The organism is Bradyrhizobium acaciae (genome assembly GCF_020889785.1).
In the GTDB taxonomy this organism is placed as follows: Bacteria; Pseudomonadota; Alphaproteobacteria; order Rhizobiales; family Xanthobacteraceae; genus Bradyrhizobium; species Bradyrhizobium acaciae.
In genome coordinates this window covers 1-24,793 of the sequence record NZ_JACMYK010000072.1, presented here as the reverse complement: position 1 = coordinate 24,793, position 24,793 = coordinate 1, and the positions used below count along the sequence as shown (strand labels likewise).

Annotated in this window: 24 protein-coding genes and 2 pseudogenes; 13 read left to right on the top strand and 13 right to left on the bottom strand. The window is 65.1% G+C overall.

Features of this window, described 5'->3' with window-relative positions:
- Window positions 1-123: 123 nt before the first annotated feature.
- Window positions 124-1,062, top strand: a complete 939-nt coding sequence (locus tag H8A92_RS24475) for a tetratricopeptide repeat protein (RefSeq protein WP_274613455.1) — start codon at window positions 124-126, stop codon at window positions 1,060-1,062.
- 242 nt (window positions 1,063-1,304) lie between these two features.
- Here H8A92_RS24475 and H8A92_RS24470 read toward each other — a convergent pair whose 3' ends face one another.
- Window positions 1,305-2,018: a hypothetical protein gene (locus H8A92_RS24470; protein ID WP_229198138.1), complete on the bottom strand. Its 714-nt coding sequence runs from the start codon at window positions 2,016-2,018 to the stop codon at window positions 1,305-1,307.
- Window positions 2,019-2,352: 334 nt separating this feature from the next.
- On the opposite strand from H8A92_RS24470, the pseudogene H8A92_RS24465 reads away from it, so the two are divergent.
- Window positions 2,353-3,896, top strand: a pseudogene (locus H8A92_RS24465) (aspartate ammonia-lyase).
- Between the two features lie 161 nt (window positions 3,897-4,057).
- Here H8A92_RS24465 and H8A92_RS24460 read toward each other — a convergent pair.
- Window positions 4,058-5,893 (bottom strand): c-type cytochrome, encoded by a 1,836-nt coding sequence (locus H8A92_RS24460; RefSeq protein WP_229198137.1) that lies wholly within the window; start codon window positions 5,891-5,893, stop codon window positions 4,058-4,060.
- Between the two features lie 260 nt (window positions 5,894-6,153).
- Here H8A92_RS24460 and H8A92_RS24455 point away from each other — a divergent pair, with 260 nt between their 5' ends.
- Window positions 6,154-6,834, top strand: a complete 681-nt coding sequence (locus H8A92_RS24455; RefSeq protein WP_229198136.1) for an alpha/beta hydrolase family protein — start codon at window positions 6,154-6,156, stop codon at window positions 6,832-6,834.
- A 104-nt stretch (window positions 6,835-6,938) separates the two neighbouring features.
- Window positions 6,939-7,673, top strand: a complete 735-nt coding sequence (locus H8A92_RS24450) for an aspartate/glutamate racemase family protein (protein ID WP_229198135.1) — start codon at window positions 6,939-6,941, stop codon at window positions 7,671-7,673.
- A gap of 98 nt (window positions 7,674-7,771) precedes the next feature.
- Here H8A92_RS24450 and H8A92_RS24445 read toward each other — a convergent pair whose 3' ends face one another.
- Window positions 7,772-8,551, bottom strand: a complete 780-nt coding sequence (locus tag H8A92_RS24445; protein ID WP_229198134.1) for an SDR family oxidoreductase — start codon at window positions 8,549-8,551, stop codon at window positions 7,772-7,774.
- A 39-nt stretch (window positions 8,552-8,590) separates the two neighbouring features.
- Window positions 8,591-9,565: a ketopantoate reductase family protein gene (locus H8A92_RS24440; RefSeq protein ID WP_229198133.1), complete on the bottom strand. Its 975-nt coding sequence runs from the start codon at window positions 9,563-9,565 to the stop codon at window positions 8,591-8,593.
- A 179-nt stretch (window positions 9,566-9,744) separates the two neighbouring features.
- Between H8A92_RS24440 and H8A92_RS24435 the strand changes: the two genes are divergently transcribed.
- Window positions 9,745-10,542 carry an enoyl-CoA hydratase-related protein gene (locus H8A92_RS24435; protein ID WP_229198132.1) on the top strand — a complete coding sequence of 266 codons (798 nt, stop codon included), beginning with the start codon at window positions 9,745-9,747 and terminating at the stop codon, window positions 10,540-10,542.
- A 116-nt stretch (window positions 10,543-10,658) separates the two neighbouring features.
- Here H8A92_RS24435 and H8A92_RS24430 read toward each other — a convergent pair whose 3' ends face one another.
- The gene (locus H8A92_RS24430) at window positions 10,659-10,889 is read right to left on the bottom strand and encodes a hypothetical protein (protein WP_229198131.1); all 231 of its coding nucleotides are present in this window, start codon (window positions 10,887-10,889) and stop codon (window positions 10,659-10,661) included.
- Window positions 10,890-10,984: 95 nt separating this feature from the next.
- Complete coding sequence (locus H8A92_RS24425) at window positions 10,985-11,869, bottom strand: LysR family transcriptional regulator (protein WP_229198130.1); 885 nt, start codon at window positions 11,867-11,869, stop codon at window positions 10,985-10,987.
- Between the two features lie 123 nt (window positions 11,870-11,992).
- On the opposite strand from H8A92_RS24425, the gene H8A92_RS24420 reads away from it, so the two are divergent.
- The 4 genes from H8A92_RS24420 (at window position 11,993) to H8A92_RS24405 (ending at window position 16,122) form a co-directional block, all read left to right on the top strand.
- On the top strand, window positions 11,993-13,354 hold the full coding sequence (locus H8A92_RS24420; RefSeq protein ID WP_229198152.1) for an FAD-dependent oxidoreductase: 1,362 nt from the start codon (window positions 11,993-11,995) through the stop codon (window positions 13,352-13,354).
- 12 nt (window positions 13,355-13,366) lie between these two features.
- Window positions 13,367-14,371, top strand: coding sequence for an ABC transporter substrate-binding protein (locus H8A92_RS24415; RefSeq protein WP_229198129.1), 1,005 nt, complete (start codon window positions 13,367-13,369; stop codon window positions 14,369-14,371).
- Window positions 14,372-14,528: 157 nt separating this feature from the next.
- Window positions 14,529-15,302: an ABC transporter ATP-binding protein gene (locus tag H8A92_RS24410; RefSeq protein WP_229198128.1), complete on the top strand. Its 774-nt coding sequence runs from the start codon at window positions 14,529-14,531 to the stop codon at window positions 15,300-15,302.
- Window positions 15,295-16,122 (top strand): ABC transporter permease, encoded by an 828-nt coding sequence (locus tag H8A92_RS24405; protein ID WP_229198127.1) that lies wholly within the window; start codon window positions 15,295-15,297, stop codon window positions 16,120-16,122. Before H8A92_RS24410 ends, H8A92_RS24405 begins: the two co-directional genes overlap by 8 nt.
- Before the next feature lie 182 nt (window positions 16,123-16,304).
- Here H8A92_RS24405 and gtdA read toward each other — a convergent pair whose 3' ends face one another.
- Window positions 16,305-17,345, bottom strand: coding sequence for a gentisate 1,2-dioxygenase (gtdA, locus tag H8A92_RS24400; protein WP_229198126.1), 1,041 nt, complete (start codon window positions 17,343-17,345; stop codon window positions 16,305-16,307).
- A 159-nt stretch (window positions 17,346-17,504) separates the two neighbouring features.
- Here gtdA and maiA point away from each other — a divergent pair, with 159 nt between their 5' ends.
- The 3 genes from maiA to H8A92_RS24385 are packed head-to-tail and all read left to right on the top strand — an operon-like array spanning window position 17,505 to window position 19,823.
- Window positions 17,505-18,137 carry a maleylacetoacetate isomerase gene (gene maiA / locus H8A92_RS24395; RefSeq protein WP_229198125.1) on the top strand — a complete coding sequence of 211 codons (633 nt, stop codon included), beginning with the start codon at window positions 17,505-17,507 and terminating at the stop codon, window positions 18,135-18,137.
- The gene (locus H8A92_RS24390) at window positions 18,127-18,639 is read left to right on the top strand and encodes a MarR family winged helix-turn-helix transcriptional regulator (RefSeq protein ID WP_229198124.1); all 513 of its coding nucleotides are present in this window, start codon (window positions 18,127-18,129) and stop codon (window positions 18,637-18,639) included. The genes maiA and H8A92_RS24390 overlap by 11 nt, the downstream gene beginning before the upstream one ends.
- Window positions 18,639-19,823: a 3-hydroxybenzoate 6-monooxygenase gene (locus H8A92_RS24385; RefSeq protein WP_229198123.1), complete on the top strand. Its 1,185-nt coding sequence runs from the start codon at window positions 18,639-18,641 to the stop codon at window positions 19,821-19,823. The genes H8A92_RS24390 and H8A92_RS24385 overlap by 1 nt, the downstream gene beginning before the upstream one ends.
- A gap of 285 nt (window positions 19,824-20,108) precedes the next feature.
- On the opposite strand, the pseudogene H8A92_RS24380 reads toward H8A92_RS24385, so the two are convergent.
- Window positions 20,109-20,291 (bottom strand): annotated as a pseudogene (locus H8A92_RS24380) (AMP-binding enzyme); the annotation flags it as partial.
- A 384-nt stretch (window positions 20,292-20,675) separates the two neighbouring features.
- Between H8A92_RS24380 and H8A92_RS24375 the strand changes: the two are divergent.
- On the top strand, window positions 20,676-21,014 hold the full coding sequence (locus tag H8A92_RS24375; RefSeq protein ID WP_229198122.1) for a hypothetical protein: 339 nt from the start codon (window positions 20,676-20,678) through the stop codon (window positions 21,012-21,014).
- A 174-nt stretch (window positions 21,015-21,188) separates the two neighbouring features.
- Here H8A92_RS24375 and H8A92_RS24370 read toward each other — a convergent pair whose 3' ends face one another.
- The 5 genes from H8A92_RS24370 to H8A92_RS24350 form a co-directional block, all read right to left on the bottom strand.
- Window positions 21,189-22,799, bottom strand: a complete 1,611-nt coding sequence (locus tag H8A92_RS24370) for a benzoate-CoA ligase family protein (protein ID WP_229198121.1) — start codon at window positions 22,797-22,799, stop codon at window positions 21,189-21,191.
- Complete coding sequence (locus tag H8A92_RS24365; RefSeq protein WP_229198120.1) at window positions 22,796-23,926, bottom strand: FAD-dependent monooxygenase; 1,131 nt, start codon at window positions 23,924-23,926, stop codon at window positions 22,796-22,798. The genes H8A92_RS24370 and H8A92_RS24365 overlap by 4 nt, the downstream gene beginning before the upstream one ends.
- Before the next feature lie 115 nt (window positions 23,927-24,041).
- Window positions 24,042-24,254: a hypothetical protein gene (locus H8A92_RS24360; protein ID WP_229198119.1), complete on the bottom strand. Its 213-nt coding sequence runs from the start codon at window positions 24,252-24,254 to the stop codon at window positions 24,042-24,044.
- A 110-nt stretch (window positions 24,255-24,364) separates the two neighbouring features.
- The gene (locus tag H8A92_RS24355) at window positions 24,365-24,586 is read right to left on the bottom strand and encodes a cysteine rich repeat-containing protein (protein WP_229198118.1); all 222 of its coding nucleotides are present in this window, start codon (window positions 24,584-24,586) and stop codon (window positions 24,365-24,367) included.
- A gap of 38 nt (window positions 24,587-24,624) precedes the next feature.
- On the bottom strand, window positions 24,625-24,793 hold a 169-nt coding region (locus H8A92_RS24350), incomplete at its 5' end, for a cysteine rich repeat-containing protein (protein ID WP_229198151.1).

Genomic DNA, 24,793 nt, shown 5'->3' with positions numbered 1-24,793 from the left:
ACAGCCGTGGGATGCATCAAATCGGCGGATGCAGGCATTGCAGGAACCGGGCGGTATCTCAGTTGCGGGTTCCGGCGGGCATGTTGACGACATTCCCGGGCAAGCCGCGACAAGATCGGGCGAATGCTGGCGTCTCCAATTATCTCCAAGGCGGCTGCGACTTTCGCTGGACGCTTCATCGGCGGCAGTGATAACGGCTGGGCAGTCCAGTTCATGACGGGCCGCATGCCAAAACCTCCGCTTCCTCCCAATCGCGGGCCAAGCCCATCTCCGGCGCTGCAGCGCGCCGTCGTCGCCTTGCAGATGGGACAGATCGTCGAAGCCGAGCGGCTGGCGGCGGAAGTCTTGAAGGCAAACCGGAACGATGTCGGCGCGGCCTCGATCCTGGCACGGGCGCTGATGATCCAGAACCGCAACGAGGAGGCGATCGCGCCGCTCGAGCGAGCCACGCGCCGCGTCGAGGATCCCGGCCTCGAGACCCTGCTCGGCGCAGCGCTCGGCGGCGCCGGTCGCCAGAACGAGGCGATCGATCTGTTGCGCCGGACCACCGCGCGGCGGCCACCGTATTTGCCCGCATTTCAGGCGCTGGCAGGGCAATTGCACGCGGCCGGCCGCATCGACGAGGCGGTTGCCGTCCTTGAGAACGCGCTTGTTCTTGCGCCCGGGAGCCTCGAGTTTCAGCTCCTGCTCGCGCAGCTGCTGCCCCAGCGCAATGAGCGCGGCCGCGCGCGCGAGATCTTGGAGAAGCTGCGCACTGCGGCGCCGGGACATCCTGATATTCTGGCCGCGCTCGCGCGTGTGCTGCTGCTCGATGGCGAATATGCGGCTGCGGCCGATCTCTACCGTCAGGTGGTGGCGCAACGCCCCGACGATCCCCTGACGCGTCTCAGCTTCTCGGCCAGCCTTCTGGAAATGGGCGACCGCGCTGCCGGCGAAGCCAATTTGCGCCTGGCGTTGCGCGGCCGGCCGCAAATGATCGGCCGCGCGACGGCCGCGCTGACCATGTCATCGCATGGCCGCTTCTTCTTCCGTCCCAGCGGGTTTGCGAAGTTTTTGAGCTAGGTGGTCGAGCCGCGCGAGCACGCCACCTCGTGATCACCGGTCGCGCCCCAAACTCGCCGTCGTCCCGGCGAAGGCCGGGACCCATAACCACCAATGCTGCTTGTTGTGCGGTGTTGGAACGACGAGTCCCATCCACAATATCTGCTGCGGCGTATGGGTCCCGGCTTTCGCCGGGACGACGAGTGGAGAGAGTCTGGCCCCCACCAAAACCCGCCATCGCCCCAACGCCGTCCCGCGCGCGCCTAGCTCCGAAACTGGCGGCGATAGAGTCCGGGCTCGCGGGCCATCCTGTTGGACAGGTCCTGTGCGCGCGACGTTTCATCCGGCGTCATCGCCGCGGTCTGCGCGACCCAGTTCTCGCGCTTCACCGGGAAGCATTGCGCAACCGGCGTGCCCTTCGGCAAGACGCCGTTGAAATTGGTGTCGTGCCAGCGTGCCGGGAAATGGATCCAGCTGTCGTGAAACAGATCGCAGTCGACCATGCCGGTCAGTGTAGTGAACGGCAGGTCGAACCGATTGACCGGATGCGTGAAGAACAGCGAGTAGCCCGCCGGCGCCTCGATGGTCCACAGATTGACGAACTTGATGATGAAGCGATCGGGCTCAAACAGCGGCGAGCCGACCACCTGGCTTTCGTCGTGGAAGCCGACCGGCGAGCGCGGGAATTCCAGTGCGCCCCCGGGCGGAAGGTCGTTGTCCCATGTGATCGCGCCATTCTCGATCTTGAGATCGCAGACCAGCGGCATCAGGAAACCCGATGTCATCGCATCGACGAATGGCGGGCAGCGCTTGACAGTATCCTCCTCGCGATTGCTCATCGCATTGAAGGCCTGCGTCGGCATCGCCTTGAGCCATCCGGGAAGACCCAACGACGCGGGCACCGGCGGTGGAATCTTGCCCTCGAGCTCCGCCGGGCAGCGGAATTTGATGGTGATCGCTTCGTTGTTGTTGGACACGGCTTGGGCCCTTGGTTCGTTCGATGTCGGCAGCGCATCTGCGCCCGTTGATGCTGCTCTAGCACGCGATGACCAGGCGGAGAAAGCAGCCGCAGCCGTCGCCGGGCGAGCTGCGGCATGGAGCTATAAGTTGTTGTTATCGTGACGGATAAGGCAACGCCCTCGACGGCCTGTTCGGCGCAGCGCAGCGCTGCTTGTTCGTATCGTTCGGGTCGCCGCTGTGCAAGACTTTGCTGACAAGACTTTGCCGATAGGCATTGGCTTTCGATGCCGGTCCGGCGCATCATGGCCGGCGTCGCTGACGACAGGGTTGCAGCAGGTAACGGAGGGATCGATGGCCGAATCGAAGGTTGAAACCGCCAGCACTGCAGGCACCGCGCCACCTTCCGGCGACAGCGGCGGCGTCAGCGAGCTCGCGATCGCGACCGTTCGCACCGTGCCGATCGAGCAGGCGCAGTCGCGCACCGAGCACGATCTGCTCGGCGAGGATGATGTGCCGGCCGATGCGCTGTGGGGCATCCACACCAAGCGCGCGGTGATGAACTTTCCGATCACCGGTGTGCCGGTCGGCCATTTTCCGGAATTCGTCCGCGCGCTGGCACTGGTGAAGCAGGCCGCCGCCCGCGCCAACAAGCGCCTGGGCTATCTCTCGCCGGAAAAGGCCGATGCGATCGACAAGGCCTGCACCAAGTCGCGACCGACAAGGTCTATGCCGAGTCCTTCGTCGTCGACGCCATCCAGGGCGGAGCCGGCACCTCGACCAACATGAACGCCAACGAGGTGATCGCCAACGTCGCGCTCAAGATGATGGGCAAGAAGCCCGGCGATTATCACACGCTGCATCCGAACGACGACGTCAACATGGCGCAGTCGACCAACGACGCCTACCCGACCGCGTTGCGGCTCGCGGTGATCTTCGCCACCCAGCCGCTGGTGCGCGCGCTGGATGATCTTGCCTATGCCTTCAAGGGCAAGGCGGTGGAGTTCGCCGACGTCCTGAAGATGGGCCGTACCCAGCTCCAGGACGCGGTGCCGATGACGCTCGGTCAGGAATTCGATGCCTTCCACGCCACCGTGAAGGAGGACGTCGCGCGGCTGAACGAGATTTCTTCGCTGTTCCGCGAGGTCAATCTCGGCGCCACCGCGATCGGCACCGGCATCAATGCCGATCCGCGCTATGCGGCGCTTGCGGTCGAGGAATTGTCGCGGCTGTCGGGCCAGCCGATGGTGCTGGCATCGAACCTGATCGAGGCGACCTCCGACCTCGGTGCCTTCGTGCTGTTCTCGGGCGTGCTGAAACGCGTCGCGGTCAAAGTATCGAAGATCTGCAACGACCTTCGTCTCTTGTCATCGGGGCCGCGTACCGGCATCGGCGAGATCCGCCTGCCGGCGGTGCAGGCCGGCTCGTCGATCATGCCCGGCAAGGTCAATCCTGTGATTCCCGAGGTGGTCAACCAGGTCGCCTTCCTGGTGATCGGGCACGATCTCACGGTGACGATGTGCGCCGAAGGCGGCCAGCTCCAGCTCAACGCGTTTGAGCCGACCATCGGCTATTGCGTGTTGAGTTCGCTGCGCATGCTGACGGCGGCGATCGATACGCTGACCAAGCGCTGCGTCGATGGCATCGAGGCCGATCGCGAGCGCTGCCGCAGCCTGGTGCAGGGCTCGATCGGGCTGATCACGGCGCTGGCGCCGGCGCTCGGCTACGAAGCCTCATCGCGCGTGGCGCGCCGCGCGCTGAAGGAGAACCGCTCGGTCGCCGACATCGTGCTGGAGGAGAAGCTTTTGACCGAGGAGCAGCTCAACCAGCTGCTCGAGCTTGAAGCCATGACCCGCCCGGCGCGCCGACAGCCGGTGCCCAAGTTGAAGGAAAGTTGAGAGCAAGCGTTACGGTTCCCGCCCGAGGGCCGGACAAACGAACCCACCACTCGTCATGCCCGGGCTGGTCCCGGGCATCCACACCTTCAACGTGACCTGCGCAAAACGTGGATGGCCGCGCCAAGCCAGGCGATGACAACAGGCGTGTTGACCAGCGACGGCTACAGCGTCTTGATGAACTCGATCAGGGCGCGACGCTGATCTTCCTTCAGGCCGGTTCCGATCACGCCGGGACCCTTCTCGTCCGAGAATTCGTGTCCGGCATTGCTGTTGCCGCGCTTGCTGGTGTCGAGCGCGAAGACGTTCTTGATCTTGCCGTTCGAGATATAGCCGAGATCCTTCGGATCATACTCCCGGCCGCCGAGATAGACGATCGGGGGACGTTCCTTCACCGGCGACAGCAGGGCGTAGATGGTCGGGACCGATCCGTTGTGCAGGTAGGGCGGGGTCGCCCAGATGCCGTTGAGCGGCCGGACCTTGTAGGCGAGCAGCGCCTGGATCCCGTTCGGCCGGTAGCCATTGATGCGCTTGCGATCCTCCGGCGGGGTTTTGTTCTGGTCGTACCAATAGTCGACGGTCTTCTCGACCAGTTCGCCGAGCGCGGGCCCGAAGCCGCCGTCCTTGATCTTCAAATTGGCCGGGGTCTCGACCGTGCGGTTCGCAAGGCCCTCGGCCTGTGCGCTGTCGGTGCCGATATGGCTGATCGGAATCATCTCGACGTCGAGCAGCGGCTGGCCGGCGTCGTTCTTGATCCAGCGCTTCTTGTCCTTGAACAGCGCGAAGGCTTCACTCGGCGGCAGCGCCTTGCTGTCGATCGCAGGTCCATGGCAGTCCTGGCAGTGCGTCTTGTAGAGCTCGCCGCCTTTCTTCGCGAGATCCACGTTGATCTGCCCCAGGATGTTTTCAGGCCATTTCGGCGACGCAAGTCCGCCAAAGCCCTTGTCCTCGCGCGGCGGCTCGCCGGCGATCATCCGCTCCATCTCGTGCAGCACGTCCACCCGCGCGCTCGATTTGAACAGGCCCCTGGACTCGTCGAGCAGATTGAGCTCGGCGCTGACGCCGAGCGCTTCACCGGCATTGCGCACCATCGGCTGCATGATCGAGCCGTCATATTGCACCCAGCTGAACCACGGCGCGTTCCAGATCCGCGGGAAATGCACCGGCGCCGAGTGCGAGGCATAGTTGTTCGGATTGTTCAGGTCGATCGAGAACACCTGGTTGCCGATCCGGTTCAGCGCATCGAGCCGCGCATAGCCTTCCTCGACGCTGTTGGCCGCGACCTTGTTTTCCAGCGCATTGATATTGGCGTACTGCTTCAGCACGAGATCGAGCTGGCCGCGCAGCGCCATGCGCTCGTCCACGGTGGAGTCCTTGCCGAGGATCTCATCGGAAAAGCGCGCGAACCGGCCCGGCCAGAACCGGGTCAGCAGCAGCGACAAGCCGACGCTCTTCTGGAACTCGAACAGGTTGGTGTTGGCCGGCCCGCCGTCAATAACGATCTCGGTGCCGCGATAGCTGAAGCTTCCGGTGTGGCAGGCGGAGCAAGTCAGCCCGACCCCGGGCATGTCCTCCTTTGTGTGCGGGTTGCGCCAGGGCGCGCCGTTGGCATCGGTCATCGGGGTGCTCGGCGCGAAGCCGATCGGCAGCGCATCCGGCGCGCCCGGAATCACGGTGTCGGGAATAAAGCCGAAGCGGCCGAGATAATCGGTCTGGCTGAGCCGCGGTGCCGCGGTGAACGGCGGCCACACCGTCGGCTGCTCCAGCGTCATGAACCATTTCAGGGGAATGCCGAAGGTCCGCGTGCCCTGGTCGGCGTGATAGAACCAGCGCAGCCGTTCGGCGCTGACATTCTGGTCCAGCCACACCGTTTTTGCCGGCGGCTGGTAGTCGACGACCTTGACGTGGAAGCCGCTCGCCACCGTCTCGATATCGTCCTTGAAGTAGAGCAGGCCGGCGACAATCAACAGTCCGATGAAAAAGATCGTCTTGCGAGGCATGCCCCGTCCCCCGATTCGCGGTACCCGCGCGTGATATGGATGAGATATTAAAATTCGCCGGAACAGGTTCGCGCTAAGCGTGTGATGTGCCGCGCGCCATCCTACAGTGGCGGCTCTCGGTCTAACAACGAAAATGTTGCAAGGGAAATGTTGATCAGCTGTGAGCCAGTTCACTTGCGGCGCTCTCTCCGCGGCGGCATTTGCGCGCATCGAAACCTGCGGCTAGATTTGACGGAGCAATCATTCTTCGAGATGTCATCTTGAACGCGTCAGCTGCACAGCCGCTCACGATCGCCGTCTCGGACGACAGCACGGTGTCCGCGCTGCTGCTGCGCCCGGCGCAGGCCCGCGCGGCCTATGTGTTTGCGCATGGCGCCGGCGCTGGCATGACGCATCCATCGATGGCCGCGATCGCGGAGGGCCTGGCGGAGCGCGGCATCGCGACGCTGCGCTATCAGTTTCCCTACATGGAGAAGGCCAGCAAGCGGCCCGATCCGCCCGCCGTCGCGCAGGCGACAGTGCGTGCCGCGGTGGCCGAGGCCGCGCGCCGTTGCGGCGAACTGCCGCTGTTCGCCGGCGGCAAGTCGTTCGGTGGACGCATGACCTCGCAGGCGCAGGCGAGAGCGCCGCTCGCCGGCGTCCGCGGACTGGTGTTCCTCGGCTTCCCGCTGCACCCCGCCGGCAAGCCGTCGAACGAGCGGGCCAAGCACCTCGCCGAGGTCAAGCTCCCGATGCTGTTCCTGCAAGGCACCCGCGATGCGCTGGCGGAACTGGATCTGCTCGAGCCGGCGGTGAAGGAACTGGGGAGCCGCGCGACGCTGCAGTTGGTGAAGGAGGCCGATCACTCCTTCCATGTCCTCAAGCGCTCCGGCCGCAACGATCGCGAGGTGATGACCGAACTGCTCGATGCCTTCGCGGCCTGGGTCGCCAACCATTCTTAGTCTTGTAGCCCGGATGCAGCGAAGCGAAATCCGGGACAGGGTTCTGCATCTGTGACACCGTTCTGGATTGCGCTTCGCTGTATCCGGGCTACTAATCTCGGGCCATGACAAAAATCCTGATCGTCAATCCCAACACCACCGCGTCGATGACCGCGACCATCGCGACCGCCGCCCAGGCGGTGGCCGCGCCGGCAACCGAGATCGTCGCCGTCACCTCGTCGATGGGCCCCGCCTCGATCGAGGGCTTCTATGACGAGGCGTTCGCCGTTCCCGGGCTGATCGAAGCGCTGCTTAAGACGCCGGATGCCGATGCCGGCATCATCGCCTGCTTCGACGACACCGGGCTCGATGCCGCGCGGTCGGCGGTGCGTTATCCGGTGGTCGGCCTCTGCGAGGCGGCGCTGGTCACGGCCGGACAGATCGCCAAGCGCATCGGCATCGTCACCACGTTGCCGCGCTCGATCGTGCCGCTCGAGGAGCTGGTCCGCCGCTACGGCTTTGCCGACCGCGCCGCGGTCACCGCCTGCGACGTCGCGGTGCTCGATCTCGAAAAGCCGGACTCGGGTGCCAGGCCGAAGCTGGAAGCTGAGATCGCGCGGGCGCTGGAGAAGGGTGCCGACGCCATCGTGCTCGGCTGCGCCGGCATGGCCGATCTCGCGCATGAGCTGTCGGTGCAATTCGGCGTGCCCGTCGTCGACGGCGTCGCGGCCGCTGTGAAGCAGGCGGAAGCGCTCGCCGGCCTCAAGCTCACGACGTCGCGCCGCGGGGCCTATGCGATGCCGGCGGCAAAAGCTTATTCCGGACTGCTGGAGAAGTTCGCGCCTTTCTCAAAGGAATGACTTCGTCATTGCGAGGAGCGAAGCGACGAAGCAATCCATTTCTCGGCAAGCGGCGGAATGGATTGCTTCGCTTCGCTCGCAATGACGGATGAAAGTCTCTATGACGCCGCGCCGCCATAGATCCGGTCGCGCAGGCGGCGCATGCCAGACAGCCAGCGCTCGCGATTGGTGGCCTTGCGCTGCATGTATTCCTGCACCTGGGGATGCGAGAGAATCAGGAAGCGCTCCTCGGTCATCGCCTCGACCACCATCCGCGCGACCTCGCCGGGCTGCAGCACGCCGTCGACCCGCGCCGCGCTCGGGCCCGGGGTCGTCATGCCGGTCTGCACCGATTGCGGGCAGAGCACGGAAACGCGGATGCCGCGATCGCCATACTGGATGGCGAGATGCTCGGCGAGCGCGACCGCGGCATTCTTGGTCACGCCGTAGGGCATCGAGTTCAGCGAGGCCAACAGTCCCGCGGCCGATGCAGTGTTGAGCAGATAGCCGGAGCCGCGCGCCAGCATGCCGGGCACCAGCGCGCGCGCCGCGAACACGTGGCTCATCACATGCACGCGCCAGCTGACGTCCCAGTCGGCATCGGACGCGCTTTCCTGTCCCTTGCGCGACAGCCCGGCATTGGAGAAGAACACGTCGACCGGACCATATTTGTCCTCGGCCGCCGCGATCAGCGCCTTGATGTCTTCCTCGAGCCCGACATCGGCGGTGACCGCGAGCCCGTCGATGTCGCCGGCGACGCTGGCGAGCCGGTCGCGCGAGGTCTTGAGATCGGCGACCACGACGCCGCGCGCGCCGGCGTCGGCATAGGCCCGCGCCACCGCTTCGCCGATTCCGCTCGCGCCGCCAGTGACGATACAGACCTTGTCCTTGACCTGCATAGTTCGATATCCTTGCTTGTTGTTGTCAGCCTCGGATTGTCAGCCCTGATACAGCCCCTTGTCACGCGCCTTCTGGATCGCGAGCGCGGCCATCAAATCGAGCATCGGGGTCGGAAGTCCGGTTGCGCGGGCAAACGCTGCCGGGGCGCGCACCAGCACGTCGATCTCCATGGCGCGGCCGAGCTCGTAGTCCTGCAGGATCGACGGCTTGTGGTCCGGTGCCGGTCCTGATCGGGTGACGCGCTTGACTTTGGGAATGTAGTGCGTTGCCACCGCATTGGCCTCGTCGAGCAGCCGCGGGATCACGTCCTGCATGTCAGGATCGTCGCGGACGCCGCGCGCGGTCAGCCCGGTCAGCAGGCAGAGCACGGACATCGACATGTTGGTGAGCAGCTTCGACCAGATCGTCTCACGAATCTCACTGACCTCGGGCGATTCGATCGCGGCGTCATTCAGTGCCGCGCGCAGCAGGGTGATGCGCTCGCTCCGGCGATCGTCGCATTCGCCGACCAGGAGGCGATTGCGCTCCGGCGACAGGTTCGCCACCACGCCGGGCGCGATCACCTCGTTGGAGGAGAAGATCACGCCGCCGATGATCCGCTCCTGCGGAACGGCGCTGCGCAGGCGTCCGCCGGGATCGAGGAAGCCGAGATCGGGGATGGTCGGATGCTGCGGCGGCAGGCCGAGACCGTACCACCAGGGAATGCCGTTCTGCGCGAACACGACCATCGTGTCGCGTTGGAGCAGGGGCAGCAGCCCGGTTGCGAGCGCACCGATGCCGGTCGCCTTCAGCGTGCTGATGACGACGTCCTGCGGCCCCAGCTCAGCAGGATCGGCCGATGCCGTCACTTTCGCAGTGACGCTGCTGTCGCCGACCTTCAGCGTCAGTCCGTTGGTCCTGACCGCGTCGAGATGCGGCCCGCGCATCACGCAGGACACATCGTGGCCGGCGCGTGCCAGCCGAACCGCGAAGTGGCTGCCGACGGCGCCTGCGCCGAAAATACAAATACGCATCAGTGGAACTGGTCCTTGCAACGTGTCGCGTCAGTTTCCACAAGCGCAGGCCATCGCGCAACCCGTCATGCGCGTGGCGCGGCCGCGCGCGCTCGAAAGTGATGGATCAAGCCATCTCATCTCGCCATAGTGCAAGGTTAGTACAAGACAACAGCTATACCGAACCAGGGAGAAACATCATGCCGGCCAGCCCAGTCCTGTGGAGCCTCGATGCGCGCGGGGTCGCGACCGTCACGCTGAACAGGCCCGAGGTCAACAATGCCTATGACGGCGCGCTGATCGCCGGCGTGCTCAACGCGATCGACGATCTCTCGACCAAGCCGGTGCGTGTCGTCGTGCTCAACGGCAACGGCAAGCATTTCCAGGCCGGCGCCGACCTGAAATGGATCAACGGCGTGCGGCCAAAATCAGCGGAGGAGAACGAGGCGGCGTCGCGCGCCACCTTCGAGGCGGTGCAGCGCCTCAACACGCTTCCGGTCCCGACGGTGGCGCTGGTGCAGGGCGGCTGCTTCGGCGGCGGCACCGGCGTGATCTCGGCCTGCGATATCGTGATCGCGGCCGACAACGCGCTGTTCTCGATCACCGAGGTGCGCTGGGGCCTGACCGCTGCGATCATCATCCCGCAGCTCTGCGATGCGATCGGCGTGCGCCAGGTGCGGCGCTACGCGCTGACCGGTGAACGTTTCGGCGCCGAGGATGCGCGCCGGATCGGTCTCGTGCACGAGGTGGTGCCGCTGGCCGATCTCGAAAGCGCGGGCGCCAAGGTCGTGGAGCAGCTGCTCGGCAGTGCGCCGGATGCGATGGCCGAGACCAAGAAGCTCGCGATGGAGAGCTCGTTCGGCGGCATGGCCGTCGACGATGCGGCCTACAAGCGCCTCGTCCATCTGCACTCGGCCAAGCGGCAGACCGCCGAGGCCGCCGAAGGGCTCGCCTCTTTTGCCGAGAAGCGCGCAGGCCGCTGGGGCGGCAAGGTGTAGTCTGTGCGGATGGTCTGTAGGGCGGGTTAGCCGAAGGCGTAACCCGCCGCTCGCATTCCGACGGATTGGCGGATTACGCTGCGCTAATCCGCCCTACATATTTGCAAGCGTACGGCTCAGCAGCCGCGGCAGATGCCGCGCATGCTGCGATAGACCTCTTCGTCGTCGCGCCGCATCTGCTGCAGGGAGTCGAACGTCTTCGCTTCGCTTGACGGCGTGATCGGCGGCTCGGGCTTGCGCTTCGTCGCCAGCTCCTGCTCTTGCCGATGGTAGCAGGCCTCGCGTTCCGCCTTGGCCTCGATGAAGCGGCAGGTCTCGATCGCCGCCGCGGGCGTCGCGACGATCATGAGGCCGAGCAAGGCTGATGTCAGGAGTTTCAAGCGGGCGATCCTTTCGCGCCCTTGTCTCAGGTCCGCATGCGAGGGGCAAGGCCGCTGTCGCATCACAGCGATTGCGACAGCGACTTTTTCAAAGTCTTCAGCAGCGCCTGGACCGCGGCGGCATCGATGCGGCGTTCGGGAACGGCGGCCTTCACCCACAGTTCCGGGATCGGAAACTCAGGGAGGACCGGCTGCAATGTGCCCGCGCGCAGCGCCTCCGCGACCAGATAATGCGAGAGCAGCGCGATGCCGTTGCCGGCGATCGCGCTTTGCGTCAGCACGCGGCCCTCGTTTGAACTGAGAATCGGCCGCACCTGGATGTTGATGCGGCCGCGTGGCCCCTCGAACGGCCATTCCGGTCCTGTCGGCAGAAAGCTGAGGCAGCGATGATCGACCAGATCGCGCGGATGCTTCGGCGTTCCATGTTTCCTGAGATACGCCGGTGAGGCGCACAACAGCCGCGGCAGCCGGCACAGCGGCTCGTCGACGACGCCGCCGAAGGAATGCGGGAAGGCGCCGATCGCAATGTCAAAGCCTTCGGTCACCGGATCGACCGGGCGATCGATCATCACGATCTCGAGCTTCACGCTGCTGTTCTGCTTCTGGAAAATCGTGAAGGCATCGGCGAGACGTGCCACCGTCAGCGAGGTCGGCGCCTTGACGCGCAGATGATCGGAGAGGTCGCGCTGCTTCTCGCCCATTCGCGACAGGAGGTCGCCGACATCGGCAACGACGCCGCGGGCACGATGCACGTATCGCTGCCCGGCCTCGGTCAGCCGCAATTGGCGGGTCGAGCGATGAAACAACGCGGTGCCGATCCGCTCCTCGAGCTGGGTGACGCGTTTGGCGACGACCGACGTCGCGACGTTGAGCCTGCGGGCCGCGGCGGAGAAGCCACCGGCATCTGCGGTGGCGAGGAAGGCTTCAAGATTCACCAGCGTATCCATCTGCCGTTCCCTTTGCTCTCACCTTTCTCGATTCGCGAAAGCTGATCACATAATTTGGTGGATTGTACCGCAATCCGCATCAATTCATAGTTCGCCCAATCAACTTTGTTCAGGGCGGAAATGATGCGAGCGAGCACGATCGAAGAACCTGCGCGGCAGGTGCCGGTCTATGGCGAATATGATGTGGTGGTGCTTGGCGGCGGACCCGCCGGCATCGCGGCGGCCGTCGGCGCGGCGCGCGCCGGACGGCGAACGCTCTTGATCGAGCGTTACGGATTTCTCGGCGGCATGGGCACCGCGGCGGGCGTGACGAATTTCTGCGGCCTGCACGCCAACATCTTCGGCGAGATGCACCGCGTGGTGCAGGGCATTGCCTCCGACCTGCTGGCGCGGATCGACCGGCTCGGTGGGCTGAACGCGCCGCATCTGATCCTCGGCAAGATCCTGGCGCAGGCCTACGACACCGCGGCCTACAAGATCGCAGCGGACGATCTCCTGGCGCATCACAAGGTCGACATCCTGTTCCATGCGCTCGGCGCCGGCGTCGTCATGGACGGCGCGAACATCCGCGCGCTGATGGTGGAAACCAAGGCCGGGCGTCAGGCGGTGCCGGCCGGCATCTTCATCGATTGCTCCGGTGACGGCGATCTCGCGGTCTGGGCCGGTGCGCCCCATGAGGTCGGCGACAATGCCGGCGGCATGCTCTATCCGTCGATGATGTTCCGTCTGAACGGCATAGATCCGGCGAAGGCGGGCGATGCGTGGCGGACGATTCCGGAGCGGATGGCGCAGGCCGAGGCCGCCGGCACCTATAAATTCCCGCGCAAGTCCGCGATCGTGCGACCGCAGAAATCGCAGATCGAATGGCGGGTGAATTTCACCCAGGTGACGCGCAGCGACGGCGGCGCCGTTTCCGGCATCGATCCCGATGACATGACGCGCGGCGAGATCGAGGGCCGCCGCCAGGCGGTCGAGGCGTTCAGGTTCCTGCGCACGGTGCCGGGCTTCGAGAATTCCTACATCGTCGATCTGCCGCCGCAGCTCGGCATCCGCGAGACGCGGCGCGTGATCGGCGGCTACATGCTGTCCGGCGAGGACGTGCTGGGCTGTGCCTCGTTCGAGGATTCGATCGGCGTCAATGGCTGGCCGATGGAAAAGCACGTGCCGGGCGACGTGACCTTCGAGTTTCCGCCGATCCCGGAAAGCCGCGGCTACAATGAATTGCCGTATCGCATGCTGGTGCCCGAGGGCGTCGACAATCTGCTGGTCGCCGGCCGCTGCGCCTCGATGACCCATGAAGGGCAATCCGCGGCGCGCGTCTCCGGTGCCTGTTTTGTGATGGGCGAGGCGGCGGGAACCGCCGCGGCGCTCGCACTGTCGGGCAATACGATTCCGCGCGACATTTCCGTCGAAAAGTTGCAACAACAGCTCGCAGACCAGGGCGCGTTCATCGGCCGCGATCAGGCCGTGCCTGAAGGATTATGAGTGGAGACGGTAATGAAGGTTTGGGCGCGGCTCGCACTCGCGGGTGTGTTGGTGTGGGCCGCGAGCGGCATCGCGCGGGCCGACGATCTGCTGAAGGCGAAGATCGGCGTGCTGCGGCTGTCGTCCTCGGCGCCGGTGTTCATCGCGCAGGACAAGGGCTATTTCCGCGACGCGGGTGTCGATGTCGAGCTGAAGTTCTTCGACGCGGCCCAGCCGATCGCGGTGGCGACCGCGTCAGGCGACGTCGATTTCGGCGTTACCGCGGTGACCGCGGGGCTCTACAATCTCGCCGGCAAGGGCACGCTGAAGGTGATCGGCGGCATGAGCCGCGAGAAGGCCGGCTATCCCTTGATCGGCTATTTCGCCAGCAACAATGCCTATGCGAGCGGCCTCAAGACGCCGAAGGATCTCGCGGGCAAGCGCGTCGCAGTGACCCAGGTCGGCTCCAGTTTCCATTACTCGCTCGGCCTGCTCGCCGACAAATACGGCTTCAAGCTCTCCGATGTGAAGATCGTGCCGTTGCAGTCGCTGTCGAACGCGGTCGCGGCGCTCAAGGGTGAAACCGTCGACGCGGCACTGTTGCCGGTCTCGACCGCGCGGACGCTGATGGATGCCAACGGTGCGAAGCTTCTCGGCTGGGTCGGCGACGAGACGCCGTGGCAGCTTGGCGCCATCTTCGCATCGCCGAAGACGCTGACCAACCCGCAATTGGTGAAGAGACTTCTCACCGCGCTCACCCGCGCCGACCACGAATATCACGACGTGATCCTGACCGCGATCAAGGACGGTGTGGCGCCGATCAACGACAAGACCAAACCACTGCTCGAGATCATCGCCAAATACACCAACCTGCCGGTCGAGCAGGTGGTCGGCAACTGCGCCTATATCGATCCCGACGGCAAGCTCGACGTGAAGAACCTCGACAACCAGATCAAATGGCTGCAGGGGCAGGGTTTTGTCGACAAGGGTTTTGATGCCGATGCGATCATCGCCAAGGACTATGTGAAGGCGGATTGATGATGAGTCGCGCCTACCCCTCTCAATCCGTCACCCTGAGGAGCCGCGTAGCGGCGTCTCGAAGGGTCGGCGGCCCGGCTACATCCGGGCCGTGCATCCTTCGAGACGCGCTTCGCGCTCCTCAGGATGACGGTTCAAGCTGGAAAGGCGTCGCGCCATGGACCTGATCGCCGACCATATCAGCCATCGCTTCGGCGCGCTCGACGTGCTCGACGATGTCTCCTTCACGGTTCGCGCCGGTGAGATCGTCGCGATCGTCGGTCCGTCCGGCTGCGGCAAGAGCACGCTGCTGTCGATCCTCGGTGGCTTGCTGCGGCCGAGCGAGGGCGCCGCCGAACTGCGCGGCGCGCCGCCGTCGGGCAGCCTCAATCCGTTGACCTTCGTGTTTCAGGACTTCGCCCTGCTGCCGTGGAATACGGTCGAGGAGAACGTCGCGTTTCCGCTGCTGCACACGTCCCTCGGCGCCGGCGAGCGTCGCGCCGTGATCGACGATGCGTTGCGCCGCACGGGCCTAACGGATTTTCGCGCCGCATACCCGAAGCAGCTGTCCGGCGGCATGCGCCAGCGTGTCGGCATTGCGCGGGCGCTCGCGGTTCGTCCGGCGATCCTGTTGATGGACGAGCCGCTGTCGGCACTGGATTCGCAGACCCGCGAACTCCTGATGGAGGATTTCGTGGGCTTGCTGGCCGATGGCACGATGGGCGCGGTCTATGTCACGCATAATCTCGAAGAGGCCGTGCGGCTCGCCGACCGCGTCGTGGTGCTGTCGCGCCGCCCCGGTCGCATCAGGGAAATCGTGACCCTCCCGATGACGCGCGCCGAGCGCGGCACCATGGAGGCGCGCGGGCCGATGGCCGCGCTGCAGGGCGAATTGTGGTCGCTGATCCGCAAAGAAGCGATCGATGCCGAGCGCGAGGTCCAGCATGCTTGACCGCTCCCCGCAGGAGACGAAGGACCGATCGGCGGAGGCGACGCGGCCGGTCGCGTTTCGCGGCGCCGGCTTCACCCCTGGCGGCAGCCGCTATTCCGGCTGGATCGCGCTCGCGCTGGTCATCGCGGTCTGGCAACTCGCCGGCAGCGCAGGGTGGGTCAATCCGCTGTTCCTGCCGGCGCCGTCGGCGATCGCGGTCGCGATCTACAAGCTCGCGACGTCGGGGGCGCTGTGGCAGCACCTCTCCTGGTCGATCATGCGGATCGGCACTGGCTGGATCATCGGCACGACAGCTGGCGTTATCGTCGGCTTCGCGATCGGGCTGTCGACCATGGCGCGCGGTGTCGGCATCACCTTCATCTCGGCGCTGTTCCCGATTCCGAAGATCGCGCTGCTGCCGCTGCTCATCCTGTGGCTCGGGATCGGCGAGGAGCCGAAGATCGCGACCATTGCGCTCGGGGTGTTCTTCTCGACCGCGATCTCGGTCTATAGCGGCGTCGATGCGGTGCCGCGCAATCTGATTCGGATGGCGCAGAGCTTCAACGTGCCGTTCCACGCCATCGTCCGCCGCGTGATCTGGCCGGGCGCGCTGCCCTCGATCCTCGCCGGCTTCCGCATCACCTCGTCGGTTGCGCTGCTGCTCGTGGTCAGCGCCGAAATGATCGGCGCGCAATACGGTATCGGCGCCTTCGTGCTGCAGGCCGGCAATCTGATGCAGACCGATCAGCTGCTCGCCGGCGTCGTGATCCTGTCGCTGTTCGGGCTTCTGGTGGGGAAGCTGATCAACCTGCTGGAAGTGCGGTTGCTGCACTGGCGGTGAAGGCGCGCTGTTCGCCGCAACCCCCGCCGTCGTCCCGGCGAAGGCCGGGACCCATTGCCACAGGGTGTCGTTGCTAGAAAAGGCTGGGGCCCCAGCGCCTCGAACAACAAGCCCCTGTGGTTATGGGTCCCGGGTCGCGCTTCGCTTGCCCGGGACGACACCGTTACATTTTGCCGCGCCTCTTACGCGTTGCCGCGATCCTCGCGGAACAGATCCAGCTTCTGCTGCACCGGGCGATCCGAGAACGAGAACAGCACGGAGTCGGTGTCGGCCTCGTGGGTGACCCAGTGCCAGCTCGGCACCACGAACAGATCGCGCGGACCCCATTCGAAGGTCTGGTCGCCGACCCTTGTGCGGCCCTTGCCCTCGATCGCGGCGAACACGGTGGCGTCGGTCGAGCGATAGCGCGCGGTCTTGAAGCCCTTCGGCAGCAGCTGGATGAAGGTGCCGATGGTCGGCATCGCGAAATCGCCGGTCTCAGGGTTGGAGAATTTCAGCTTGAGGCCGTGGCAGGCATCCCACTCATCGCGGGCCCGGGCCTTTTCAAGCGTCTCGCGGGTGTGCTCATAGGGATAGTTGAAGATCGGCGAGGTTTTGGACGACCGCTTCTGGTCGATCGGCAACAGGTTGCGGCCGTAGCGCGCGAAACTGTCACCGGCCGGCTTGGAGATCGCCTGCTGATCCTCCTTGGCGCCTTCCGCGAACGAGCAGTCGAAGAACTGCACCATCGGGATGTCGAGCCCGTCGAGCCAGAACATCGGCTCCGAGGTTTCATTGGAATGGTCGTGCCAGGTCATCGACGGCGTGATGACGAAATCGCCCGGCGCCATCGCCGTGCGCTCGCCATCGACGGCGGTGTAGGCGCCCTTGCCCTCCAGCACGAAGCGCAGCGCCGACTGCGTGTGGCGATGGGCGGGCGCAACGTCGCCCGGCACCACCATCTGCACGCCGGCAAACAGCGAGGTCGTGATCCTGGACTGACCGCGCAGGCCGGGGTTTTCCAGCACCAGCACGCGGCGCTCGGCTTCCTTGGCGGTGATCAGTCTGCCGGCCTCGTTCATGTAGTCGCGGATCTGGTCGAATTTCCACAGATGCGGGCGGCATGCGCTCCGCGGCTCCGGCGTGACCAGATCGCCCAGCACGTTCCACAGCGCCGAGAGGTTTTCGCCGTCGATCTTCTTGTAGAACGCTTCGCGCTCCGGGGTCTTCTGCACGGCTTCCATGGCAAGCCTCCCATCATTCTTGTCGGTTCAATTTAATTGACAGTATACTGACAATGTGGCTAGCGTCAATGAAACAAGCCATAGCGTTTTCGAGCGAAGTGGGTACCGGTTCGCGTCAAGAAAACGCGTCAAAACCAGAATAATGCAGGGGAGGTTCCGATGAAGCTGCATGGCTATTTCCGGAGCAGCGCGTCCTACCGGGTCCGGATCGCCCTCAATCTGAAGGGGCTGACGCCGGAGCATCTGCCGCATCATCTGCGCAAGGGCGAGCAATGCGCGCCGGCCTATCTGGCGATCAATCCGCAGGGATTGGTGCCGACGCTGGAGAGCGATGCCGGCGCGATCCTCACCCAGTCGCTCGCGATCATCGAATGGCTCGACGAGACCAATCCCAATCCGCCGCTGCTGCCGAAGGACCCGCTGCGGCGGGCCAAGGTGCGGGCGTTCGCGCAAGCGATCGCCTGCGACACCCACCCGGTGCAGAACTTGAAGGTGCTGGCGCGGCTGCGCAAGCTCGGCCTGCCCGAGGAGCAGGTGACGGAATGGGCGGCCTGGGCCAATCGCGAGGGTCTGTCGGCCTGCGAGACCCTGATCAAGGAGGAGGCGGGGCCGTTCTGCTTCGGCGATGCGCCGACGCTTGCCGATCTCTGCCTGGTGCCTCAGCTCGCCAATGCGCGGCGCTTCGGCGTCGATGTCTCGGCCTATCCGCGCCTGATCAAGGCAGAGGCTGCGGCAAAGCAGGTCAAGGCGTTTGCCGACGCCGCCCCGGACAGGCAGCCCGATGCCGAGTAGCAAGTCCACGCCCGTCACCATGGACGCGGTCTACACCGCGCCCGGCTATCTGTTCCGGCGCATGCAGCAGATCGCGGTGGCGCTGTTCATCGAGGAATGCAGGTCGTTCGATCTGACGCCGGTGCAATACGCCGCGCTGGTGACGATCTCGACCCACCCCGGCATCGACGCCACCCGGCTCTCGGCGGTGATCGCGTTCGACCGCTCCACGCTCGGCAACGTGATCGAGCGGCTGCAGGCCAAGGAGTTCATCGTGCGCAAACCGGCGCCCGAGGACAAGCGGGTGAAGCTGCTCTATCTCACCAAGGCCGGAGCCGGCGTACTGAACGAGATCATGCCCTCGGTCGAGAAGGCGCAGACGCGGATGCTGCAGCCGCTGAAGCCGGCCGACCGCAAGACGCTGCTCTCGCTCTTGACCCAACTTGTCGACCTCAACAACGAGGCGTCGCGAGTGCCGCTGCGCGCCGAGGATGCCCTCGAACATCTCGGAAGGTCGGGCTGATGGCGGAGACGAGACCAGTCCTGATCGCGGGTGGCGGCATCGGCGGTCTCGCCGTGGCGCTGGGCCTCGCGCAGAAAGGCATCCGCTCCATCCTGCTGGAGAAGGCTTCAGCACTCGGCGAGATCGGCGCCGGTATCCAGCTTGGGCCGAATGCGTTCCACGCCTTCGACTATCTCGGCGTCGGCGAGGCCGCGCGCAACATGGCGGTCTATATCGACCAGCTGCGGCTGATGGATGCGCTGACCGCCGATGAGATCACCCATATCGATCTCGGCGATGCGTTCCGCGCCCGGTTCGGCAATCCCTATGCCGTGGTGCATCGCGGCGATCTGCACGGCGTGTTCCTGCGCGCCTGCCAGAACCATGAATTGATCGAGCTGCGCGTGTCCAGCGAGGTGACAGGTTACGAACAGGACGGCTCGGCCGTGACCGCAAAGCTCGCGAGCGGTGAGCGCATCACCGGGCGGCTCCTGATCGGAGCCGACGGTCTGTGGTCGAACATCCGCAAGCAGGTGACGGCAGACGGCCCGCCGCGCGTCTCCGGCCACACCACCTATCGCTCGGTGATTCCCACCGAGCAGATGCCGGAAGACCTGCGCTGGAATGCGGCGACGTTATGGGCCGGCCCGAAATGCCACATCGTGCATTACCCGCTGTCGGGCTGGAAGGTGTTCAACCTCGTCGTCACCTATCACAACGACGCGCCCGAGCCGGTCGCGGGCAAGCCGGTCTCCGAAGCCGAGGTGATGAAGGGCTTCACCCACGTCCACGAGCGGGCGCAGAACATCATCCGTCACGGCACCGACTGGAAGCTCTGGGTGCTGTGCGACCGCGACCCCACCGAACGCTGGATCGATGGCCGCGTTGTGCTGCTCGGCGACGCTGCGCATCCGATGCTGCAATATTTCGCGCAAGGCGCCTGCCAGGCGATGGAGGACGCGGTCTGCCTGTCGCACATGCTGGCCCATCACGATGATCAGGCAGCGGCGCTCGATGCCTATCGTACCCAGCGCTTCCCGCGCACGGCGCGCGTACAGCTGATGTCACGCGCGATCGGCGAGCACGTCTACCATCCCGCAGGCGAACACGCCCGCATCCGCAACGCAATCATGAGCGCGAAGTCGCAGGATGAATGGTGCGACGATATCGCGTGGCTGTACGGCGGGACGGGGCTGGGCGGTTAGCTGCCGCACGCTGACTGAAAGAGTACGCCGTGTGGCCACCCCTCTCCCTAACCCTCCCCCGCAAGGGGGGAGGGAACCCTTCCGCCAGTGCCTTCCTCACGTCAGTGATCCCTACGATCTCCCCGACGACGAGAGAGCAAGATGAGTGTGTACGTGAGGTGAGTACGCTGCTCGGGCTCCCTCCCCCCTTGCGGGGGAGGGTCGGGGAGAGGGGTGAGCCCCGGGCTCGATGTCGAGATTGAGATCAGGCGACAGCAACGTGACGCGCTATCTCCGCAGCACCACTCACATCCGCATCACCGCCTGGCGATCGATCTTCCCCGTGCCGGTCTTCGGCAGCTCGTCGATGAACTTCACCTCGCGCGGATATTTGTACGGCAGCAGTTTCGCCTTGATGTAGTCCTGCAGCCGCCGCGTCGCCTCGTCGCTGTCGAAGCCGGCCTTGTTCATCACCACCACGGCCCGCAGAGCTCACGCCCCTGACGGCCACACGTTGGTCATGGGTGGCGAGTATGCAATCGGCGGCAAGCTGGTCGACGGCGTATATTCACCGCCAGTGGCTTGGTACAATATGTGACCGCGGCCGCCCCGAAGGGAAAAGGCCGCTGGCCTTGGCGCAGCGGCCTTTTTTGGGGGCATTTTCGCGCAGTTGGCGGACTACGCTCGTGCTCGCTGAGCCCCGTCGATGGCTGAACAAGTTGAGCGAGATCAACCCAACTTGCTGGCACAATCTGCATGTTATCGGGCTTATGGCCGTAGTTCGACGGTGCAGTATCATGCGGAATTGACTCGCGACTGTCATGAAGCCGGAGCACGATGGAACCTGGACGAAAGCTAGTGGGGATTGCGTCCATGGATCAGTTCATCGCGCGTGCGAACATCGACCATTGTCTGGACCTCCTGAGGGCCCCTGACACACCGGACGAAACCATAGCGACGGTCACCCGAATACTGATCGAGGAAGAGCGCAAGCTGGGCCACGATCGCGAGCAACTTGAGTTCGCCGAAAATAGAGCCATGGTTTGCCGTGAGCGCACAGAGCGTCAAAGGCGGTTAGCCGACTCGCTCGAACCTGGATCGCCGGCACGGAGGCGAGCGGAAAGCCTGTTCATCAGCTTCGAGTGGCTCGCAAAGTTCATCGAAGGCGCCGCCAACCAGATGCGCCGGAAGGCAAATGGCGGCCAACTTTGAGTCATTGACGCCTATCAAAGACCGCGGCAGGCAAGCTCGGGCACCCGGGACTCAATCACAAACGTATCTGTGGCGCCACGCTGGCGCCCCAGCGCGACGTAGCGGTTGAGATTGGTGGTTATGGTCCCGGCATTCGCCGGGACGACACCGAGTATGTGTTGGTAGTGCTGCGCCCTACATCCGCATCACCGCCTGGCGATCGATCTTCCCCGTGCCGGTCTTCGGCAGCTCGTCGATGAACTTCACCTCGCGCGGATATTTGTACGGCAGCAGTTTCGCCTTGACGTAGTCCTGCAGCCGCCGCGTCGCCTCGTCGCTGTCGAAGCCGGCCTTGTTCATCACCACCACGGCCCGCAGCGTCATGCGCCGGTCCGGCAATTCGGCGGCGTAGACGGCGCATTCGCGGACGTCGGGGTGATCGGCGAGACAGAGCTCAACCTCGAGCGGATAGACCCACTGGCCGGAGATCTTGATCAGATCGTCGGCGCGGCCGCGGAAGAAGTGGAAGCCGTCGCTGTCGCGGATGAAGCGGTCGCCGGTGTAGATCCAGCCGTCCTCGCGCACGGTCTCGGCGGTCTTGTCCGGCCGGTTCCAGTACAGTGGCGTCGCGGAATCGCCGCGCACCCACAAAATGCCTTCCTCGTTGTCGCCGACCTCGCGGCCGTCGCTGTCGCGCAGCATGATCTCGTAGCCGGGCACGCGCAATCCGGCGGCGCCGAGCTTCTTCTGCTCCGCGCGGTTGCTGAGATAGACGTGCAGCACCTCGGTCGAGCCGAGCCCCTCGATGATCTCGAGCCCGGTGAGCTGCTTCCAGCCGTTGAAGACCTCGGCCGACAGCACCTCGGCGGCCGAGACCGCCATCCGCAGCGAGGAGAAATCGGCAGCGTCGGCACCTTCGGCCTTGGTCAGGGAGATGTAGAGCGTCGGCAGGCCGAAGAACACGGTCGGCCGGTACTGCCCGATCGCGTCGAAGATCGCGGCCGGCTTCGGCTGGCCCGGCAGCAGTAGCGTCGCGGCGCCGACCGAGAAGGGAAACGTGATCGAATTGCCGAAGCCATAGGCGAAGAAGATCTTCGGCACCGAGAAGCAGATATCGCCGGGCTTCAGCTTCAGCACGCTGCGGGCAAAGGCGAGTTCGCTATAGGCCATGTCGTGCTGCAAATGCACGATGCCCTTGGGGCGGCCGGTCGAGCCCGACGAATACATCCAGAACGCCATCTCGTTGCGGTTTGTGTCGGCCGCGTCGAGCTCGGTCGAGAACCCATCCAGCCAGTCGCCGGCGTTGCGTGTCTCGGCCACTGCGTGATCGCTTGCGACGCCGTTCACCACGATCAGCGTGCGCAGCGGCGTGTCCCTGCAGGCCTCCGCATTGAAGCGTGTGCAGAATTCGGCATCGGTGACGGCGACCTGCGCGCCGGCGTCGGACAGATAGAATTGCAGCAGCTCCGGTGTCGTCAGCGTGTTGATTAGCAGCGGCACGAAGCCGGCGCGCACCGCGCCGAAGAATGCCGCGGGGTAGGCCGGGGTGTCGTCGAGGAACAGCAGGACGCGGTCGCCGCGTTTCAGTCCGAGCGACAGGAAGGCGTGGCCCCAGCGCGCCGCGTCAGCGCAGAGCTCGCGATAGGTCCGCGTGCCGGCCGGGCCGGTCAGCGCCAGGCGTTCGGCGTTTCCGTTGCCGAGATTGTCGAACAGGATGCGGCTCGCATTGTAGCGTTCGGGAAGCGCAAATCCGATCTCGCGCGCACCGGGATTGTCCAGCGGAACCAGGTCGGCGATCCCCGTCATGAGCGTCCCTTTGCGGCTTCGTAGCGGGCCATGAAGGCCGGCGACATCGCGCGCAGCCGCGCATCGTCGATCCGGCCGGAGCGGGTGATGTAGCTGTAGGCGAAGTCCATCAGGTCGAGCTTCATATGCGCAGGGAAATGCTCGTACCAGTCGGCGCTGGTCCGCGCCGCGGTGACGAGCTTCTTCACGATCGGCTTGCGCTCGCCCTCATAACGTTGAAGCGCGGCGGCGATGCCGCCCTCGCTCTCCAGCGCCTTGGTCAGCGCAATCGCGTCCTCGATCGCCAGCCGCGTGCCCGAGCCGATCGAGAAATGCGCGGAATGCAAGGCGTCGCCGATCAGCACCATGTGGCCGTGGGACCAGCGCTCGTTCCAGATCCACGGGAAATTCCGCCACACCGACTTGTTCGAGATCAGCCGGTGGCCATCCAGCGTCGCGGCAAATACCTGTTCGCAGATCGCCTGCGATTGCTCGATGCTCTTGTCGGCGAAGCCGTAAGCCTCCCAGGTCGCTGCGTCGCATTCGACCAGGAAGGTGCTCATGTCCTTCGCATAGCGATAGTGGTGGGCGTTGAAGCAGCCCACGTCGGTCGCCACGAAGGTCTGCGACAGTGTCGCAAAGGGTTTCGTGGTGCCGTACCAGGCGAATTTGTTGGAGGAATGCGAGACCGACGCGCCGAAGGCAGCCTCGAAGCCACGGCGGACCATCGAGTTCAGCCCGTCGGCGGCGACGATCAGGTCGTAACCGCTGAGTTGATCGAGGGATTGCACCACGGTGTCGAAGCGCGGCGTGACGCCGGTGCTGCGCACGCGCTCCTGCAGGATCGTCAGCAGCTTGAGCCGGCCGATCGAGGAGAACCCGACACCGTCGATCTCGACGCTCTCGCCGCGCAGATTGAGGGTGATGTTCTTCCAGCTCTCCATCCCGGGCGCGATGGCATCGACCGTCTCGGGGTCGTCGGCGCGCAGGAAGTCCAGCGCCTGCTCGGAGAACACCACGCCGAAGCCCCAGGTGGCGCCGGCCGCGTTCTGCTCGAACAGGTCGATCTCGGCGTCAGGATGACGCTTCTTCCAGAGATAGGCGAAATAGAGCCCGCCGGGCCCTCCGCCGATCACGGCGATCCGCAACGTCCGCCTCCCAGATTGACAGTGTACTTACAATTTGGGTCCAGACTAATAGCCCTCCGGCGGGAACGCCAGAGGGAAAATGCGCGCGGCGACTATCCTGCTGGCGCCGAAAAGCTCAGTAGCAGCGGCGGACCTTGACCCCGCCGACCCAGACCCAGCGGCAGGCGGCGACGGGCGGCCTTCGCACGACGACCGCGCCGCGATAGCCGGCGCATCCGGCGCGATAGACGCCGCGGGCGCAAACCACCGCATTGGCGTCGGAGGACTCGAAGGTCATGGTCGCGGCAAAGGACAGCAGGACCGCGGCGATCAGCAAAATTGAACGCATGATATTCCCTCTCCCGGGCTGAGGTATGATTGGCCTGTCGGTGACAACAAGGTGCTACGGCCCCGTGCCCGGCAAAGCGCCGGGCACCTGTCGTCTCGCTGCCCGCGCTTCTATTTCTTTTCCGCTTCCGCCAGCACTTGCTTGCAGGCCGGCGTCAGCTTGTCGCTCTCCTTGGCGAGGCAGGCGATGATCCGCCCGCCGCCGGGCGTCACGCTTTTGCAGAACTTCTGGTAATCGCCCATGCACGCGTCGCGTTGTGCGTTGGTGAGCTCCTGGGCGTAGACGGCGGTCGAGCGGCAGAGCAGCGCGGCGGTCAGGGCAATGCGCAGCATTGTTCGCTCTCCTTTTGGTCAGTCGCGTGACAACGGAATTACCGTGCCGCGAACGGTGCCAGCACGTCGCGGCATCCCGGCGAGAGCGAGCCGGCATTGGTCGCAAGGCATTGCACGATCCGCCCGCCGCCCGGTTGGACGCCGCCGCAGATCGAGCGGACATCGGCGCCGCAGGCCGAGCGCAGCACGAGCAGTTCTTCGCGCGGC

Excerpts from the sequence above, each read along its gene's own strand:
- H8A92_RS24360 (WP_229198119.1), bottom strand. The coding sequence starts at position 24,254 with ATGCGTTCAATTTTGCTGATCGCCGCGGTCCTGCTGTCCTTTGCCGCG.
- H8A92_RS24415 (WP_229198129.1), top strand. The coding sequence starts at position 13,367 with ATGAAGGTTTGGGCGCGGCTCGCACTCGCGGGTGTGTTGGTGTGGGCC.
- maiA (WP_229198125.1), top strand. The coding sequence starts at position 17,505 with ATGAAGCTGCATGGCTATTTCCGGAGCAGCGCGTCCTACCGGGTCCGG.
- H8A92_RS24355 (WP_229198118.1), bottom strand. The coding sequence starts at position 24,586 with ATGCTGCGCATTGCCCTGACCGCCGCGCTGCTCTGCCGCTCGACCGCC.
- H8A92_RS24385 (WP_229198123.1), top strand. The coding sequence starts at position 18,639 with ATGGCGGAGACGAGACCAGTCCTGATCGCGGGTGGCGGCATCGGCGGT.
- H8A92_RS24475 (WP_274613455.1), top strand. The coding sequence starts at position 124 with ATGCTGGCGTCTCCAATTATCTCCAAGGCGGCTGCGACTTTCGCTGGA.
- H8A92_RS24435 (WP_229198132.1), top strand. The coding sequence starts at position 9,745 with ATGCCGGCCAGCCCAGTCCTGTGGAGCCTCGATGCGCGCGGGGTCGCG.
- H8A92_RS24430 (WP_229198131.1), bottom strand. The coding sequence starts at position 10,889 with ATGATCGTCGCGACGCCCGCGGCGGCGATCGAGACCTGCCGCTTCATC.
- H8A92_RS24460 (WP_229198137.1), bottom strand. The coding sequence starts at position 5,893 with ATGCCTCGCAAGACGATCTTTTTCATCGGACTGTTGATTGTCGCCGGC.
- H8A92_RS24405 (WP_229198127.1), top strand. The coding sequence starts at position 15,295 with ATGCTTGACCGCTCCCCGCAGGAGACGAAGGACCGATCGGCGGAGGCG.
- H8A92_RS24420 (WP_229198152.1), top strand. The coding sequence starts at position 11,993 with ATGCGAGCGAGCACGATCGAAGAACCTGCGCGGCAGGTGCCGGTCTAT.
- H8A92_RS24410 (WP_229198128.1), top strand. The coding sequence starts at position 14,529 with ATGGACCTGATCGCCGACCATATCAGCCATCGCTTCGGCGCGCTCGAC.
- gtdA (WP_229198126.1), bottom strand. The coding sequence starts at position 17,345 with ATGGAAGCCGTGCAGAAGACCCCGGAGCGCGAAGCGTTCTACAAGAAG.
- H8A92_RS24425 (WP_229198130.1), bottom strand. The coding sequence starts at position 11,869 with ATGGATACGCTGGTGAATCTTGAAGCCTTCCTCGCCACCGCAGATGCC.
- H8A92_RS24390 (WP_229198124.1), top strand. The coding sequence starts at position 18,127 with ATGCCGAGTAGCAAGTCCACGCCCGTCACCATGGACGCGGTCTACACC.
- H8A92_RS24375 (WP_229198122.1), top strand. The coding sequence starts at position 20,676 with ATGGATCAGTTCATCGCGCGTGCGAACATCGACCATTGTCTGGACCTC.
- H8A92_RS24445 (WP_229198134.1), bottom strand. The coding sequence starts at position 8,551 with ATGCAGGTCAAGGACAAGGTCTGTATCGTCACTGGCGGCGCGAGCGGA.
- H8A92_RS24450 (WP_229198135.1), top strand. The coding sequence starts at position 6,939 with ATGACAAAAATCCTGATCGTCAATCCCAACACCACCGCGTCGATGACC.
- H8A92_RS24370 (WP_229198121.1), bottom strand. The coding sequence starts at position 22,799 with ATGACGGGGATCGCCGACCTGGTTCCGCTGGACAATCCCGGTGCGCGC.
- H8A92_RS24440 (WP_229198133.1), bottom strand. The coding sequence starts at position 9,565 with ATGCGTATTTGTATTTTCGGCGCAGGCGCCGTCGGCAGCCACTTCGCG.